Below are 12,787 nucleotides of genomic sequence, written 5' to 3'. Positions count from 1 at the left end.
ACAAAATGTGCGAGGAAGGGAGCAACAGATATGAAGAAGGTATTGAGTTTGGGGATGGCAGTGGTGTTGACACTCAGTCTTACGGCCTGTGGAGGCAGGACGGAAAGCAAAGAGACAACTGCAACGCAGGCACAGGGACAGACAGAGTCCGCTCAGAGCGGAAAGGAGACGACGCAGGCCGCCTCCAATGTGGAGCTGGTAGCGACCAGATGGTCCGGAGGACAGTCTGATGATCAGAAGGAGCTTGTAAAGGGGTATACGGCTTCTGAGATTGTGATTGACGATGTGGCGTACGATAAGTTAAAGGAAAAGGAAACGCTTAGTATGCAGAAGAGCGGAGGGGGAGATTACGACCTGATCTATGTAGCGGAAGTATGGTGCCCGGATTACGCATCGAATGGCTGGCTTCTTCCTTTAAATGACTACATTGAAAAATATAATGTGGATTTAAGCATGTATAACCAGAGCCTCCTGGACACCATGACAGTAGATGGAAAAATCATGTCGCTTCCGACATTTACGCAGACGTCCATCCTGGCATATGACGAGACTGCCATGCAGCGGTACGGCGGAGAGGTTCCGAAGACCTTCGACGAGCTGATTGCATGCGCCAAATGGTTTAAGGAAAATGAGGGAACCGGAATTGCAGTTCCGGCCATGCAAGGACAGGCGGCAGTCGATTTATTTGGTGCGATCCTCTACTCCTGCGGCGGAGAGTTTATAAAGGATGGTAAGGCTGATTTGGGAAGTGATGAGGCAGCACAGGCAATTACCATCTGGCAGGAACTCTGTAAGTATGCTATGGACGGAGCTTCTACGTGGCATGTGGACGACGTGGGGCAGGCAATGAAGGATGGCGTGGCTCCTATCAGCATCAGCCTGTCGGGCAACTGCTCCGCATACTTAGATCCGGAGCAGTCGGCAGTGGCTGAAACCGTAAAATTCGCCGGTATGCCTGGAGTCGGAGACAAGGATTATGTGGGAACCGCCAATTTCTGGGGATGGTCTGTAGCGGCAAACAGTGAAAATCCGGATGAAGCATTCCAGGCGGCCGTATGGCTGACGAGCCCGGAACAGGAAAAGTCAGCGTCTCTGGCAAACGGATCGATCTCCGCGCTGCCGGAGCTGGCCGAAGATCAGGAAGTACTGGAAAAAATTCCGTATCTGCCCGCAGTCACAGAGGCCCTTGCGCACGCCAGGATTCTGCCTACAGCAGGAGATTCCTCCACCATGCTGACCGGCTTACAGGCAGTTTTATCAGAGATTGCCACTGATCCGGACACCGATTCGGCTGCGTTAATCAAGTCTTATAACGAGTCCTGCAAAGATTATCAGTTTGGCAGGTAGTGATAAAGGGGATGGGAGGTAAAGTAACAATGAAGCGGAGAAGAAATATACTGGAACAAGGGGATTTACTGCCCGTCCTCCTTCTTCTGCCCAGTATTCTGGTAGTGTTTGTGGTGATGTTCATTCCTCTTTTGTACGGCGTGTTCATGAGTTTTTACAACTATCATATGGGCAGTATTGATCTCAAAGAGGATTTCATAAGCATCAGCAATTATGTCAGGCTGTTTAAAGACAAGGTCTTCTTAAAAGCGGTCGGGAATACGCTGTATTTCACAGCCGCCGCCATTGCCGGGGATTTAATACTCGGTACGGTGATCGCAGTGTGGCTTCAGAGCCTTACGGGCCGGTTAAAGAGTATTCTCCGTCCCATCTGCACCATGCCGCTCCTGGTCTCGCCCATTATCATCGGTCTGATCTGGAAATACATGTTTAATATCAACGGCGGACTCATCTACTGGGTTCTGGGGCTGTTTGGAATCACCTCCAAACAGTTCCCGGGCCTTGCGGGAACGTCCACAGCCATGCTCTGCGCTGTCATTGCACATTGCTGGCAGGTTATTCCCTTTGTTATCGTGGTGCTCAGCTCCGGTTTGCTCAGCATACCGGGCGAGTATTATGAGGCGGCGGAAATGGACGGAGCCGGATTTATACAGAAATTTTTTCATATATCCCTTCCGGGTCTGATTCCGGTTTATATGGTCATCCTCCTGTTTAACGGAGTGGATGCCATCAAGGTGTTTGATATCATCTATGCATTGACCGGCGGCGGTCCGAATAACTCCACCATGTCGCTCAGCCTCTATGCGTATAAAATTGGGTTTGATACCTTTGATATGGGATATGCGATGACGATATCCAATGCCAGCATGATCCTTTCCTTTCTGGTATTTGGCATTATCTTTATCCGGTATAATGCAAAAGCGCATAAGGAGGGACAGCAGTGATGAAAAAATCAGCGATTGTATGCGGAAAAGCGCTGTTCGGCCTGCTTGTGGTGCTTACGGTAGTCTTCCCGATCTATATGATAGTGAGCAATTCCTTTAAGCCAACGCTGTTGATCAGGAAAATGCCGCCGCAGTTTTTCTTTCCCCCGACTCTTCAGCATTATGTGAAGATCTTTAAGCAGGGAAACTTCCTGTCGTATTTTGGCAACTCGTTTATCATTGCCATGTCGACAACGGTTATCAGTATTGTGCTGGGAAGCCTCGCGGCATATGGGCTGGCAATCATGAAATCCAACTGGGGGAACCGTATTTCCACGTTTCTGCTGTTTTCCAAGCTGGTGCCGACGATTACCATTATGATCCCTCTCTATATTATTCTGGACAAGGTGCATCTTCTGGGGACCTACGTGGGGCCCATACTGGCCCATGTGTCGGTAAACGCGCCGTTTGTGGCCTGGCTGGTGCTCGGATTTATCCGGGATATTCCGGGAGACTTATTTGAGGCCGGGAAGCTGGACGGCTGTACGAGAATGCAGGTATTCTGGAAGATTGTATTTCCTCTTCTCTCACCGGCGATTGGATCCGCACTTTTACTGGTCATGCAGTATTCCTGGAACGAACTGCTGTTTTCCATGCAGTACACAAATCTCCACACGTATACGCTTACGGTGGGTGTATCCAGGTTCGTAGGGGCGATTTCGGTAGACTGGGGACAGTCCAGCGCGGCGGCTACCATTGTCATGGTGCCGATTATTATCGCGGGCTTCTTCCTTCAGAAGTATCTCGTCAGCGGGCTGACGGCCGGTGCGGTTAAGGGATGAGTATAAAATAATATTACAGCAAAGAAAGAATGAACAATGGAGGTACAGGACGTGTATTTTGGAGCGCAGTATTACAGGCCGCCATTCCCGGACCGGACGTGTTGGGAGCGCGATTTTTTAAATATGAAGCAGCTGGGATTTCGTGTGGTAAAGCTTTGGGCGGTATGGAACGATATTGAGCGGGAACCGGATCATTTTGTGTTTGATGATCTGGACCGACTGACAGAGTTTGCCGGAAAGAACGGTCTGAAGGTGATTATTAATACGATACCGGAAGGGGCGCCGTACTGGCTGTATGAGGCATACCCGGACTGTCTGTACGAGACTGTGGAAGGAAAGAAAATTACCATGGGGGGGCCTGCGAACCTTCCGACAGGGGGATGGCCGGGACTCTGTATGGATAATCCGGAAGTTTCGGATCTGGTGTGTAATTTTATATTCCGTACAGCAGAGCATTACCGTGACAACAGCAGTGTGATCATCCTTGATGTGTGGAATGAACCGCACCTGGAGCCGATGTTCGATTATAAGAATGAGCTCCTCTGTGCCTGCAGAGCGTCGAAACGGGCGTTCCGGGACTGGCTGAAGGTTAGGTATGGATCGCTGGAGCGTCTAAACGAGGCGTGGTTCCGTCGGTATTCCGACTGGGAGGAGATCGTTCCTCCGCCGCGGTTTGGGACATATACGGATATGATGGACTGGAGGCGGTTCTGGTTATATAATCTGGCCGAATGGCTGAAACGGCGTGTGGACGCGGCGAGACGCGGCGCACCAGGCAAGTTGATTCAGACTCACAGTGCCAGCGCGGATTATATGGGGGCTTCCAGTAACGGCGCGCTGGGTATAGAACTGTCCGATGAATTCCTGCTCGCCCGCGAGGTGGACGTGTTCGGGCTGTCCAGCTTTCCGAAGTGGCTGATGGGAGAGACGAAGCGGGACTACGATCTTTCTCATCTGCTTCAGTCAGAAATCATCTGTGCGGCCTCCCGGGAAAAGGATTTCTACCAGGCAGAGCTTCAGGGCGGGGCCGGCGTACCGGGATTTCTGGCTCATAAGGTCCCAAAGAGAGAGGATATCCGTATCTGGAACTGGAATACCATTGCGGCTGGGGGAAAAGGCGTGGTGTACTGGCAGTACGCTCCGGAGCCTGCGGGAATGGAATCTCCCGGATTTGGCCTGACAGGCTTTAACGGAGAAAACACGGAGAGAAGTCTGGAAGCGGGCCGCTGCGCCAGGCTCTTCGAAGCATATGAGCTGGACCGAAGCAGGCCGGTTCCGGCTATAAATGGCATCTACCTCTCCAGAAATGCGGACTTACTGCTCTTTGCAGCAGGCGCCCAGGAAGAGAAATATGCACACAGTATCTATGGTGTCTTTAAGTCCTGCGCCGAAGGGGGAATACCTGTGAGATTTGTCCATAGCGACTATATGGATTCCGTATGGGAAGAGGGCCTGCGGGTTCTGTATGTTCCCATGGCGCTTTCCCTGTCTGACGAAGAGCAGAGCAGAATCCTTAAGTTTGCCGGAATGGGCGGCCGCGTGGTTCTGGAAGCGGCCGCAGGCCTCTATTCGGAGATGGGGGAGATATCTGCGGGTGGATCAAGCTCTCCATGTCCCATGCTGGAAGCCGCTTTTGGGGCGGAGGAGATATCTCTGGACGCTGGAGACGGAGAGCTTCCGGTGATGGATAAAGAGGGCGCTGTCCTGTGTGAAGGCCTGTATTACAGGCAGACGATGAAGGCAGCCCGGGGGGAAGTGACCGGCTGGTTTGAAGACGGAACTCCTGCTATGGCTGAGGTGGAATATGGAAAAGGGGAAATACGGTGGACCGGAACATTTCCAGGGGCAGCAGTAAAGGATGCGGGGAGCCGCGCAGCGGCTGAATTTATACAAAAGCAGTTCAAAGCGGAAGGATATTCTCTGTTTTCTGTACTGGAGGCGCCGGATCTGATCGTCAGACTGCTCCAGACGGAGAACGGACCGGTTATGGCAGCTGTAAACCAGACACCGGAGAGCAGACCTCTCTTTGCCAGGGAACAGACAGGGAAGGAGTGGAGCCTGGAGGTCCCCGGATATGACGGAGTGCTGTTAAGATTAGATACAGGGGAGTAACCATAGATGGGAAAACGAATAGGGATCGTAGGTACCGGGTTTATTGCGATGAAACATTTGGCTGCGTTCAAGGCGCAGAAGAAAGCGGAGATTGTGGGCATGTGTACCTACTCCAATATGGAAAAACTGCATGCCATCTGTGAGGAACACCAGATTATCCCGTTTGCCAGTATGGATGAAATGCTGGAAAAGGGAGAACTGGATGCGGTGGTTCTCTGCAGCGTGACTGCCTGCCACTATCAGGAAATATTAAAGGCCGCCGCTGCCGGGGTCTCCATGCTGGTGGAAAAGCCCGTGGTGGGTGAGGCTGAACAGTATCAGCGCGTCAGGCGAGCCATCGAACAGAACCGGGTCATGCTTTTTCCAGGACATAATTTCATGTACCGGAGGCCCCTTTCGCAGATGAAAAAACTGCTTGACGAGAAGGCGTTGGGAACAATACTCCAGTCCTCTTTCTTCTCAGCGCAGCTTCTGGATACCTCGGGAACAGAGAACTGGAGAAGGCAGAAGGAGCTGTCCTGCGGAGGTGCGTTAATCGACAGCGGACACCACCTGATTTACCAAATGCTGTATCTTCTGGGCGTGCCGGCGCGGCTTCAGGCGTTTACGGCTAATCTGCGTTTGCATGATCTGGATGGCGAAGATACCGCTCAGCTCAATATGCAGATGACGGATGGCTCGCTCTGCGTCATAACAGAGAGTTGGGCATCTGAAGCGGCAGACCAGTTAAACGGGATACGAATACTGGGGACCGATGGGGAGATGCATTTGACGGATGCGCTCTATGTAAATGGGGAAAGACTCTGTGACGCAGAGCCGTACGACCAGACATTTGTTAATCAGGCGCAGGCATTTCTGGACTGCCTGGATGGTACGGGAAAACCGTTGTCGACACTGGAGGATTCCGAGCATACGCTTCAGATTATACGGGCGGCCTACCGGAGCTCGGCAGAGGGAAGTGTTTACAGAACGAAATGGTATAAGTAACAAATATAAAAAGTAAAGCATATAGCTTGAAAGCTGCTGCAAAAGCGGATGAAGGATCGTCTGTGGAACGGCAGCTTTTTTGTCAAATGAAAACAACGGGATCACAGGATAACGTGTTTCCCCTCTGCGGCATATATTGTAGTAATACTGATAAAAGGATGCTGACATGCAGATATATGTTGTAAAAAGCGGAGATAATGTAGATTCCATAGCCGCAGAAGCCGGAATTCCCGTGAGTACGCTTCTGTGGGACAATCAGATTGCATATCCATATCGCCTGGCCGTGGGTCAGGCGCTTTTACTAGATAATGAAAGAAACGGAAGAATGAAGAGCCCTCTGCACGTAAACGGCTACGCGTATCCATTTATTAACCCGGATACTTTGGACTGGACGCTTCCTTATCTGACGGATCTATCTGTCTTCTCCTATGGATTTACGGCGGATGGGGACCTGATTCCGCCCATGGCTGACGACAGCTGGATGGTAAATGTGGCGTCGGCAAACGGCGTGCGGCCCGTCCTGACGCTGACGCCTCTGGGTGAGGACGGAAAATTCAACAATAATCTTGTGACAGCACTGGTAAATAATCCCGATGTTCAGAAAAATCTTATCTGGGAGCTGGGGCGCACGATGACGCAGAAAGGCTACGGCGGAGTTGATATTGATTTTGAATACGTGCTGGCGGAGGACCGGGTGAAATATGCAGAATTTGTAAAGCTGGTGAGACAGGTGATGAACCTGTTCGGCTATCAGGTGAGCGTTGCACTGGCTCCCAAGACGGACAGAGACCAGAGAGGGCTGCTCTACGAAGGAATCGATTACCGCCTGCTCGGAGAGGCGGCCAACCGGGTTTTGCTGATGACGTATGAATGGGGATACACATATGCGCCGATAAACTATAGGTAATTATGCGCCCCGAAAAAGTATACATGATTTCAGAATTTCGGGACGCGTGGATAAAAATAGATAGAGAAATTAGCATTTCCCCTTCCGCCTTTTTTGTTTCTCTCGGTTTTTAGATAATCAACTTTCTCCAATACCTCTTTAAGCATAGTATTTTTGACAAAAACATCATCAATAGTCCAATAGGTATCGACTATGTGCCTGATTGTGGGTAAAAACTCTCTTTTGGCTCTTGCTCTTGCCTGGCTGATTTCTAATTCTCTATTCAAACGCTGCAATTCTGTTTCGGTTTCCTCCTTTTGGTTTTCGAGAGTGCTTCGGCGCTCTTGAAATATTTGAAGCGTGTAGATTCCCTGCTCTAGTAAATCATAAGCCGCAGACAACTGTTTGGTGATTGTATCCAGTTTGCCTTGCATGGAATCGACAGAATGCTGATAAGTGGCTGTGGATATTTCTGTATCTTCCCAATCTTTTTTAGGCCAGTTTAATTCATATTCATCGGCCCACTCTGCCAAACCTTCTATGAGCTTTTGTTCTATCAGATAGAGAGGCGCTGATATATTAGTGCATTTACTATTCGGGCAACGCAATACCGGATAATGATCTTTAGTATTACTGGGTTGGCGCGTCATTAGTGTACCACATTTTTCGCAGTACACGAGACCGGAAAGAGGGTTTTGCAAGGCATTTGTTGAGCGAATAGGGGTTGGCTTGCCTTCTCTAATTTTTTGTGCCAGTTCAAATTGCTCATCTGTGATAATTGCCTCAAACCTCCCTTTTACTTTTGGGCAGTCATCATTTTTGGGGCGAGATTCCACAATGTTACCACCAACCAACTTTTTCTGAACTTTGCGCCAGCTCCATCTCTGGTATCCTGCATAAGCCGGGTTACGAAGTATGTCAATAATCGTTGCGGCTGACCAAGTGGATCCAGATCGAGACTGTATGTGAAGATCATTGAGCCGATCCTTGATTTGATAGGATCCAAATCTTAGATAACTTCCATCATCTTGCAGCTCTCCGTGAGTATAGAGATCGTAGATCATGCGAACAACCTGCGCTTCATTATCTACTATATCAAGAGTATACCCCTTATCTCCTTTACGCTTAATTTTTTCGTAGCCATAAGGAGCTGTGCCAGCAATGTACCAGCCGTCCTGGAAGGCTGCTACCCGGCCGCGTTGAATCCGCCGGTTGATAGTTTTATATTCGCGGCGGCTCATGAACAGGTTGAATTCAAAATATTCCTCATCGTATTCATTTAAGGGATCATAAGTTTTAATTGGTGTAATAATTTTGGTGTTACTGAATTTAAACGCTTCCGCAACGGTTCCCTGGTCTTTGGTATCACCACGGGCCAGACGTTCTATTTCCATAACCAGAACACCATCCCATTGCCCCTGCATAACTTCAATAAGGAGTTGCTGCATTTTGGGGCGTGAGGAGATGGTCTCTCCGGAAACAATTTCTTTATAAGTGGCCCCTATGGGAAGATCCATTTTAGCTGCCAATTCAGATAGAATCTGTTCGTGGCGTGCAAGCGTTTCCCCTTCGCCTCGAGCCTCAGCCTCCTTGTCGGCGCGACTCTTTCTTAGATACATGAGGTACGACATGATATCATCTCCTTACTATTCGTGATTTCAATATTGTAAGAATTGGAAAAGAACAAATGTTCTGTTCTGGGTTGATTTTTTCTTTGGGCTGATATATAATCCTAGTAATAGAACAAATGTTCTCTTCCAATCTTACAGTATTGGCTTTTTCCTTTCCCTGGAAGTTAATACCAAAGGTGGAAACTACTGGATGATATTCCAGTAATATTATGTGGTATAATTAAAGTAACAAAGGTTTGCTTTTTCGAGGCTATACAGGCCGGAAAGGGAGGAAAATCCAATGGGTATTGAAGATTACATAACTGTAATTACAGAACAATTAAAAGAGATTAATGACGAGGATTTGATGAAAATTATTATCTCTTTTCTTGATAAGCAACTTTTGCGACATTCCTAAAATAATATAAGAGGAGAGTGAGCAAGAAATTATAGTTCATTCTCCTCTTCGATTAATAAATCAATATACCTTAATAACCTTTTAATAGATGCTTCATTCTTTAATTGTGAACACTTTTCTGTAATTAGCTGTATATTTTTATCATTATAAATTAAGTCCAAAGCGCTTGCTGCTGTTTCAATGTCTTTATGATCTTCCCAGCCCATAAGGTAGGAAGGGGAGCAATCAAGAGTTTTTGCCATCTGAGCAATAACAGAACGCTTAATGTTTTCTACACGTCCATTTTCATATTTTGCAATAGCCGATTTTTGAAGTCCCAGTTTCTGTGCGAGTTCTTCTTGAGTATAATTCATAGCTAGTCGGCGTTCTTTAATTCTTTCTGACATTCCCATTTATTTTTCCTCCATAACTTTGGTGTCTTAATTTTACTACATTTTATGACTAATTGCAAGAAAAATCGAAAAAAGTGTCTTAAAAATCATAAAAAGTCGTTGACAGTGCGGTAAAAGGATGCTATAGTTTAGGTGTCTAAAATAGACACTTGAAAGAGAGGTGATAGTAATTGAATAAATGTCTTTTAGAATCTATAATGAAAGCACATGGAGACACTGGCACTACATTGTCTCAGTATTTAGGCATGGCAAGAAGTACCTTTTCTGCAAAAATTAACGAAACAAAGGGGGCAGAATTTACTCAAGGGGAAATAGCTTCGATTAAAAGAAGGTATTCGCTAGATGCTAATGTAGTAGTAGAAATTTTTTTTACTCAAGATGTGTCTAATTTAGACACAATGACAAACTAACCGACGCACGTTGAAGATTTTATAATGAAAGGAGAAGCAGAATGAACGACTTGCAGATTTTTAACAATGCCGAGTTCGGGCAGATACGAACAGTAGAAGTAGAAGGGAAGATTTATTTTGTAGCAAGTGATATAGCAAGGGCACTCGGGTATGAGAAACCGGCGAATGCTGTAGCGACACATTGCCGGTATACCCTGAAACAGGGAATACCTCACCCACAGAATCCAGACAAGCAGATAGAGGTAAACGTAATCCCGGAAGGCGATATGTACCGTCTCGTCACCCACAGCAAGTTGGAAAGCGCGGAGCGATTCGAATCATGGGTATTTGATGAGGTGCTTCCATCAATCCGCCAGAATGGCTATTATGAGAATCCTAACTTGTCTACGGAGATGAAGGCGATTCTTATGATCGATCAGAAGCAGGTAAAGATGGAGCAGCGTATAGACAAGCTGGAATATGACATTCCTCTTTACGGCAGCGAAGCGGACGAACTCTCGGCGCATGTTAAACGTAAAGGGGTGAAGATTCTGGGCGGGAAACAGGCAGATGCCTACAAAGATACCGAAATCCGTTCAAAGGTTTATCGGGACATCTACGATCAGATTAAGCGTGAATTTGGTATCTATGACGATACCGGCAGGCCTAAGTCCTACAAGGCTCTGAAACGGAAGTATATCGCAGATGCTCATGAGCTGATCGACTGTTATGAGGCCCCTACGTATCTAATGGAACTGATCGAAGTCGCCAACGCGCAGATGAATCTGGGAGTAGCGTGAGGAGGTGACGTAGATGCCGAAAGTAAAACCCAATAATCTGGAAGAACGACGGCGGATTGTTCGGGCCTGCATAGCCAGTAACATGGAGCTTTATCATCTGGACAACGAGGCTATAGCGGCAAAAATGGGATTTGCCGAACGGACATTTCGGAATAAGCGGGAGAGTCCGGAAACGTTCACGATGGAAGAGTTGTGGAAACTCAGTAAGATTCTCAAATTCACTCCGATACAGAACGCCAGTATTCTTGCAGGGCAGGCGTTGACGAGCGGAGAAGTGAAGAAGTTTATTTTATTGTAGGACAACCTCACATCACAGGAAGGAGGGTGAGAGAGATGGAAAAAAATATTAGTGAGATGACGGAAAAAGAAATTCTCCGCCAGCAGCTGGAACTGTTAGCGGAGAGCTCTAAATCCTGTGGAGATGATTGTCTTGCTGGCATCACAAACAGTATGTTAGGCATCTATTCTGTTTTGGAGCCCAAGGATTCAAGCGTGTTGTAATACATTTTCAGCAGATCGCATACAGAATTAGCTTTGATTACAGAGCCTGTTTGTAATTGGTTCATTTTAATTACTGATTGAGCCTGAATCTGTGCAATAACTATTTCAGTCGCAAGTTCTTTGCTTGTTTTAGACATTGAATATTTCTCCTTTCTTTTGTACTCGGCCCTGCATGGCCTGTACTTAGATTATAGGGGCCCAGGAAAGAGATGGCAATAAGGATATAGGAAACAAGTACAACCCGTAATACATAGACTCTATCAGAGAGGAGGGGTGATATGTTAGTGGAGACAATTAAAAAGGGTGAGACCACATTCTATTTTCATGATGATTATTGTAAGAACACTACGCCGGAGGAGGTGGAGGTTATACTAAACAACATTGCTAGAATCGCATATCCTGCTTTGAGGGCTAAGTATATGCGAGAGGTACAGAAAGATGAAACCGCTTAATAGCGGGACTGATGGACAAGCAGTGGGAGGTGATACAGAATGCAGAAGTACATTGACAACCTGGACGACTTCGAGGACGACAGCCGGCCGCCGCTGATCGACTGGGTGGAATGGCTGCTGGTTGGGATCTTTGATCTGGCCGGAGCAGGGGTCTGCGGGTACATAGGGTATCTGCTGTTGATGTTAGTGGTGGAAGGGAGATGGATCGGTTGAGAGAAAATGATAACAGGTGTCCCCGCTGCTAGGGAGAATACAAATTAGATGTAAGACCCAGACCTGTATCTATCAGATCATGGGACGAAAATGGAAGAGAGGTTACTAGCCGTAAATATGTATGTACCTGCGGGTGCTCATGGGAACGGACGACTGTAGAGCGTAGCCTTACATCATAGGAAAAGGAGGGTGATCCGCATCAACCCAAATGTAACCTGCAACACCTGCCGGTACCGCAACCGCTGCATAGAGCAGAGCCGTCGGTATCCGTGTAAGGATTATAAGAGGAGGGACAACCCATGCAGAAAGAACAGCAGCTCAGGGTATGGATACAGAAACAGAAGCGTCTCATCAGCGAGGCCGCGGAGCAGAAAGACCGGGATTACATAGCCATGATGTGGCAGGGATTTTTAAACGGCCTGTGTCTGACCAATGCAATCACGTGGCAGGAGTATCAGGAGTTAAGCAGGGAAATTGTAGAGTTCGCTGAGGGATTCGAGGCAGTATGAGAGGAGGTAAAAGCAGATGAAGAAACGATTAGAGAAGAAGATGGAGAAGCGGAAGCGTGAACAGATCCACCGGCTGCTAGATCTGGCGCTGGATATCAATGGACTGGAACCAAGAGAACAGAAAGTTACAGGGAATCTTCCAACAGTATTTTTTGACTTTTCTGGTCATGTTGGGCGGATAAGCATTCGGACATATTCTGCTGGCTGGACTCCCGGCAAAGATTCCGATACTAAAATATGGCCGCGCGCATACAAACTCAGTGAGCTTTCTGATGCGGTACGCCGCGTAAATACACTAAAAGCAGAATCCCCAGGAGCTGCAACTCCCAGGGATTCAAGGTAACTACTAATTATTCTACAGCCCCATTGTACCATGGGGAGAAACGGAGTGCAAGATGGTAAAAAA

Annotated in this window: 15 protein-coding genes and 1 pseudogene; 14 read left to right on the top strand and 2 right to left on the bottom strand. The window is 47.6% G+C overall.

Going from position 1 to position 12,787, the window contains the following annotated elements; all coding sequences use genetic code 11:
- Window positions 1-30 precede the first annotated feature (30 nt).
- From H8S75_RS30440 to H8S75_RS30415, 6 genes and pseudogenes are all read left to right on the top strand, one after another.
- Window positions 31-1,347, top strand: a complete 1,317-nt coding sequence (locus H8S75_RS30440) for an ABC transporter substrate-binding protein (RefSeq protein ID WP_002605312.1) — start codon at window positions 31-33, stop codon at window positions 1,345-1,347.
- A gap of 29 nt (window positions 1,348-1,376) precedes the next feature.
- On the top strand, window positions 1,377-2,291 hold the full coding sequence (locus tag H8S75_RS30435; protein ID WP_025531745.1) for a carbohydrate ABC transporter permease: 915 nt from the start codon (window positions 1,377-1,379) through the stop codon (window positions 2,289-2,291).
- Entirely contained in the window at window positions 2,291-3,112 is an 822-nt protein-coding gene (locus H8S75_RS30430; protein ID WP_187024687.1) for a carbohydrate ABC transporter permease, read from the top strand. The genes H8S75_RS30435 and H8S75_RS30430 overlap by 1 nt, the downstream gene beginning before the upstream one ends.
- Before the next feature lie 51 nt (window positions 3,113-3,163).
- Window positions 3,164-5,224: a beta-galactosidase gene (locus H8S75_RS30425; RefSeq protein WP_187024686.1), complete on the top strand. Its 2,061-nt coding sequence runs from the start codon at window positions 3,164-3,166 to the stop codon at window positions 5,222-5,224.
- Window positions 5,225-5,230: 6 nt separating this feature from the next.
- Window positions 5,231-6,211, top strand: a complete 981-nt coding sequence (locus H8S75_RS30420) for a Gfo/Idh/MocA family protein (RefSeq protein WP_187024685.1) — start codon at window positions 5,231-5,233, stop codon at window positions 6,209-6,211.
- A gap of 166 nt (window positions 6,212-6,377) precedes the next feature.
- A pseudogene (locus H8S75_RS30415) lies at window positions 6,378-7,103 on the top strand (LysM peptidoglycan-binding domain-containing protein); the annotation flags it as partial.
- A 44-nt stretch (window positions 7,104-7,147) separates the two neighbouring features.
- Here H8S75_RS30415 and H8S75_RS30410 read toward each other — a convergent pair.
- Window positions 7,148-8,728 (bottom strand): recombinase family protein, encoded by a 1,581-nt coding sequence (locus H8S75_RS30410; RefSeq protein ID WP_187024684.1) that lies wholly within the window; start codon window positions 8,726-8,728, stop codon window positions 7,148-7,150.
- A 426-nt stretch (window positions 8,729-9,154) separates the two neighbouring features.
- Window positions 9,155-9,517, bottom strand: a complete 363-nt coding sequence (locus H8S75_RS30405; protein ID WP_187024683.1) for a helix-turn-helix domain-containing protein — start codon at window positions 9,515-9,517, stop codon at window positions 9,155-9,157.
- 170 nt (window positions 9,518-9,687) lie between these two features.
- On the opposite strand from H8S75_RS30405, the gene H8S75_RS30400 reads away from it, so the two are divergent.
- From H8S75_RS30400 to H8S75_RS30365, 8 genes are all read left to right on the top strand, one after another.
- Window positions 9,688-9,927: a hypothetical protein gene (locus tag H8S75_RS30400; RefSeq protein ID WP_187024682.1), complete on the top strand. Its 240-nt coding sequence runs from the start codon at window positions 9,688-9,690 to the stop codon at window positions 9,925-9,927.
- Between the two features lie 41 nt (window positions 9,928-9,968).
- Window positions 9,969-10,706, top strand: coding sequence for an ORF6C domain-containing protein (locus tag H8S75_RS30395; protein ID WP_187024681.1), 738 nt, complete (start codon window positions 9,969-9,971; stop codon window positions 10,704-10,706).
- Between the two features lie 13 nt (window positions 10,707-10,719).
- Window positions 10,720-11,004, top strand: a complete 285-nt coding sequence (locus H8S75_RS30390; protein ID WP_187024680.1) for a hypothetical protein — start codon at window positions 10,720-10,722, stop codon at window positions 11,002-11,004.
- A gap of 35 nt (window positions 11,005-11,039) precedes the next feature.
- On the top strand, window positions 11,040-11,207 hold the full coding sequence (locus tag H8S75_RS30385) for a hypothetical protein (RefSeq protein ID WP_187024679.1): 168 nt from the start codon (window positions 11,040-11,042) through the stop codon (window positions 11,205-11,207).
- A 278-nt stretch (window positions 11,208-11,485) separates the two neighbouring features.
- Complete coding sequence (locus H8S75_RS30380) at window positions 11,486-11,659, top strand: hypothetical protein (RefSeq protein ID WP_187024678.1); 174 nt, start codon at window positions 11,486-11,488, stop codon at window positions 11,657-11,659.
- A gap of 39 nt (window positions 11,660-11,698) precedes the next feature.
- Complete coding sequence (locus H8S75_RS30375; protein WP_187024709.1) at window positions 11,699-11,872, top strand: hypothetical protein; 174 nt, start codon at window positions 11,699-11,701, stop codon at window positions 11,870-11,872.
- 299 nt (window positions 11,873-12,171) lie between these two features.
- Window positions 12,172-12,381 (top strand): hypothetical protein, encoded by a 210-nt coding sequence (locus H8S75_RS30370; RefSeq protein WP_187024677.1) that lies wholly within the window; start codon window positions 12,172-12,174, stop codon window positions 12,379-12,381.
- A 16-nt stretch (window positions 12,382-12,397) separates the two neighbouring features.
- Entirely contained in the window at window positions 12,398-12,724 is a 327-nt protein-coding gene (locus H8S75_RS30365) for a nitrogenase molybdenum-iron protein subunit beta (protein WP_187024676.1), read from the top strand.
- Window positions 12,725-12,787: the final 63 nt, after the last annotated feature.

The sequence above is a fragment of the Hungatella hominis genome, assembly GCF_014288005.1.
Classification (GTDB): domain Bacteria; phylum Bacillota; class Clostridia; order Lachnospirales; family Lachnospiraceae; genus Hungatella; species Hungatella effluvii.
Note: the sequence above shows the minus strand (reverse complement) of the source record. Positions and strands in the feature narration are given on the sequence as shown.

Excerpts from the sequence above, each read along its gene's own strand:
- H8S75_RS30420 (WP_187024685.1), top strand. The coding sequence starts at position 5,231 with ATGGGAAAACGAATAGGGATCGTAGGTACCGGGTTTATTGCGATGAAA.
- H8S75_RS30410 (WP_187024684.1), bottom strand. The coding sequence starts at position 8,728 with ATGTCGTACCTCATGTATCTAAGAAAGAGTCGCGCCGACAAGGAGGCT.
- H8S75_RS30395 (WP_187024681.1), top strand. The coding sequence starts at position 9,969 with ATGAACGACTTGCAGATTTTTAACAATGCCGAGTTCGGGCAGATACGA.
- H8S75_RS30365 (WP_187024676.1), top strand. The coding sequence starts at position 12,398 with ATGAAGAAACGATTAGAGAAGAAGATGGAGAAGCGGAAGCGTGAACAG.
- H8S75_RS30375 (WP_187024709.1), top strand. The coding sequence starts at position 11,699 with ATGCAGAAGTACATTGACAACCTGGACGACTTCGAGGACGACAGCCGG.
- H8S75_RS30370 (WP_187024677.1), top strand. The coding sequence starts at position 12,172 with ATGCAGAAAGAACAGCAGCTCAGGGTATGGATACAGAAACAGAAGCGT.
- H8S75_RS30405 (WP_187024683.1), bottom strand. The coding sequence starts at position 9,517 with ATGGGAATGTCAGAAAGAATTAAAGAACGCCGACTAGCTATGAATTAT.
- H8S75_RS30390 (WP_187024680.1), top strand. The coding sequence starts at position 10,720 with ATGCCGAAAGTAAAACCCAATAATCTGGAAGAACGACGGCGGATTGTT.
- H8S75_RS30435 (WP_025531745.1), top strand. The coding sequence starts at position 1,377 with ATGAAGCGGAGAAGAAATATACTGGAACAAGGGGATTTACTGCCCGTC.
- H8S75_RS30385 (WP_187024679.1), top strand. The coding sequence starts at position 11,040 with ATGGAAAAAAATATTAGTGAGATGACGGAAAAAGAAATTCTCCGCCAG.
- H8S75_RS30440 (WP_002605312.1), top strand. The coding sequence starts at position 31 with ATGAAGAAGGTATTGAGTTTGGGGATGGCAGTGGTGTTGACACTCAGT.
- H8S75_RS30430 (WP_187024687.1), top strand. The coding sequence starts at position 2,291 with ATGAAAAAATCAGCGATTGTATGCGGAAAAGCGCTGTTCGGCCTGCTT.
- H8S75_RS30380 (WP_187024678.1), top strand. The coding sequence starts at position 11,486 with ATGTTAGTGGAGACAATTAAAAAGGGTGAGACCACATTCTATTTTCAT.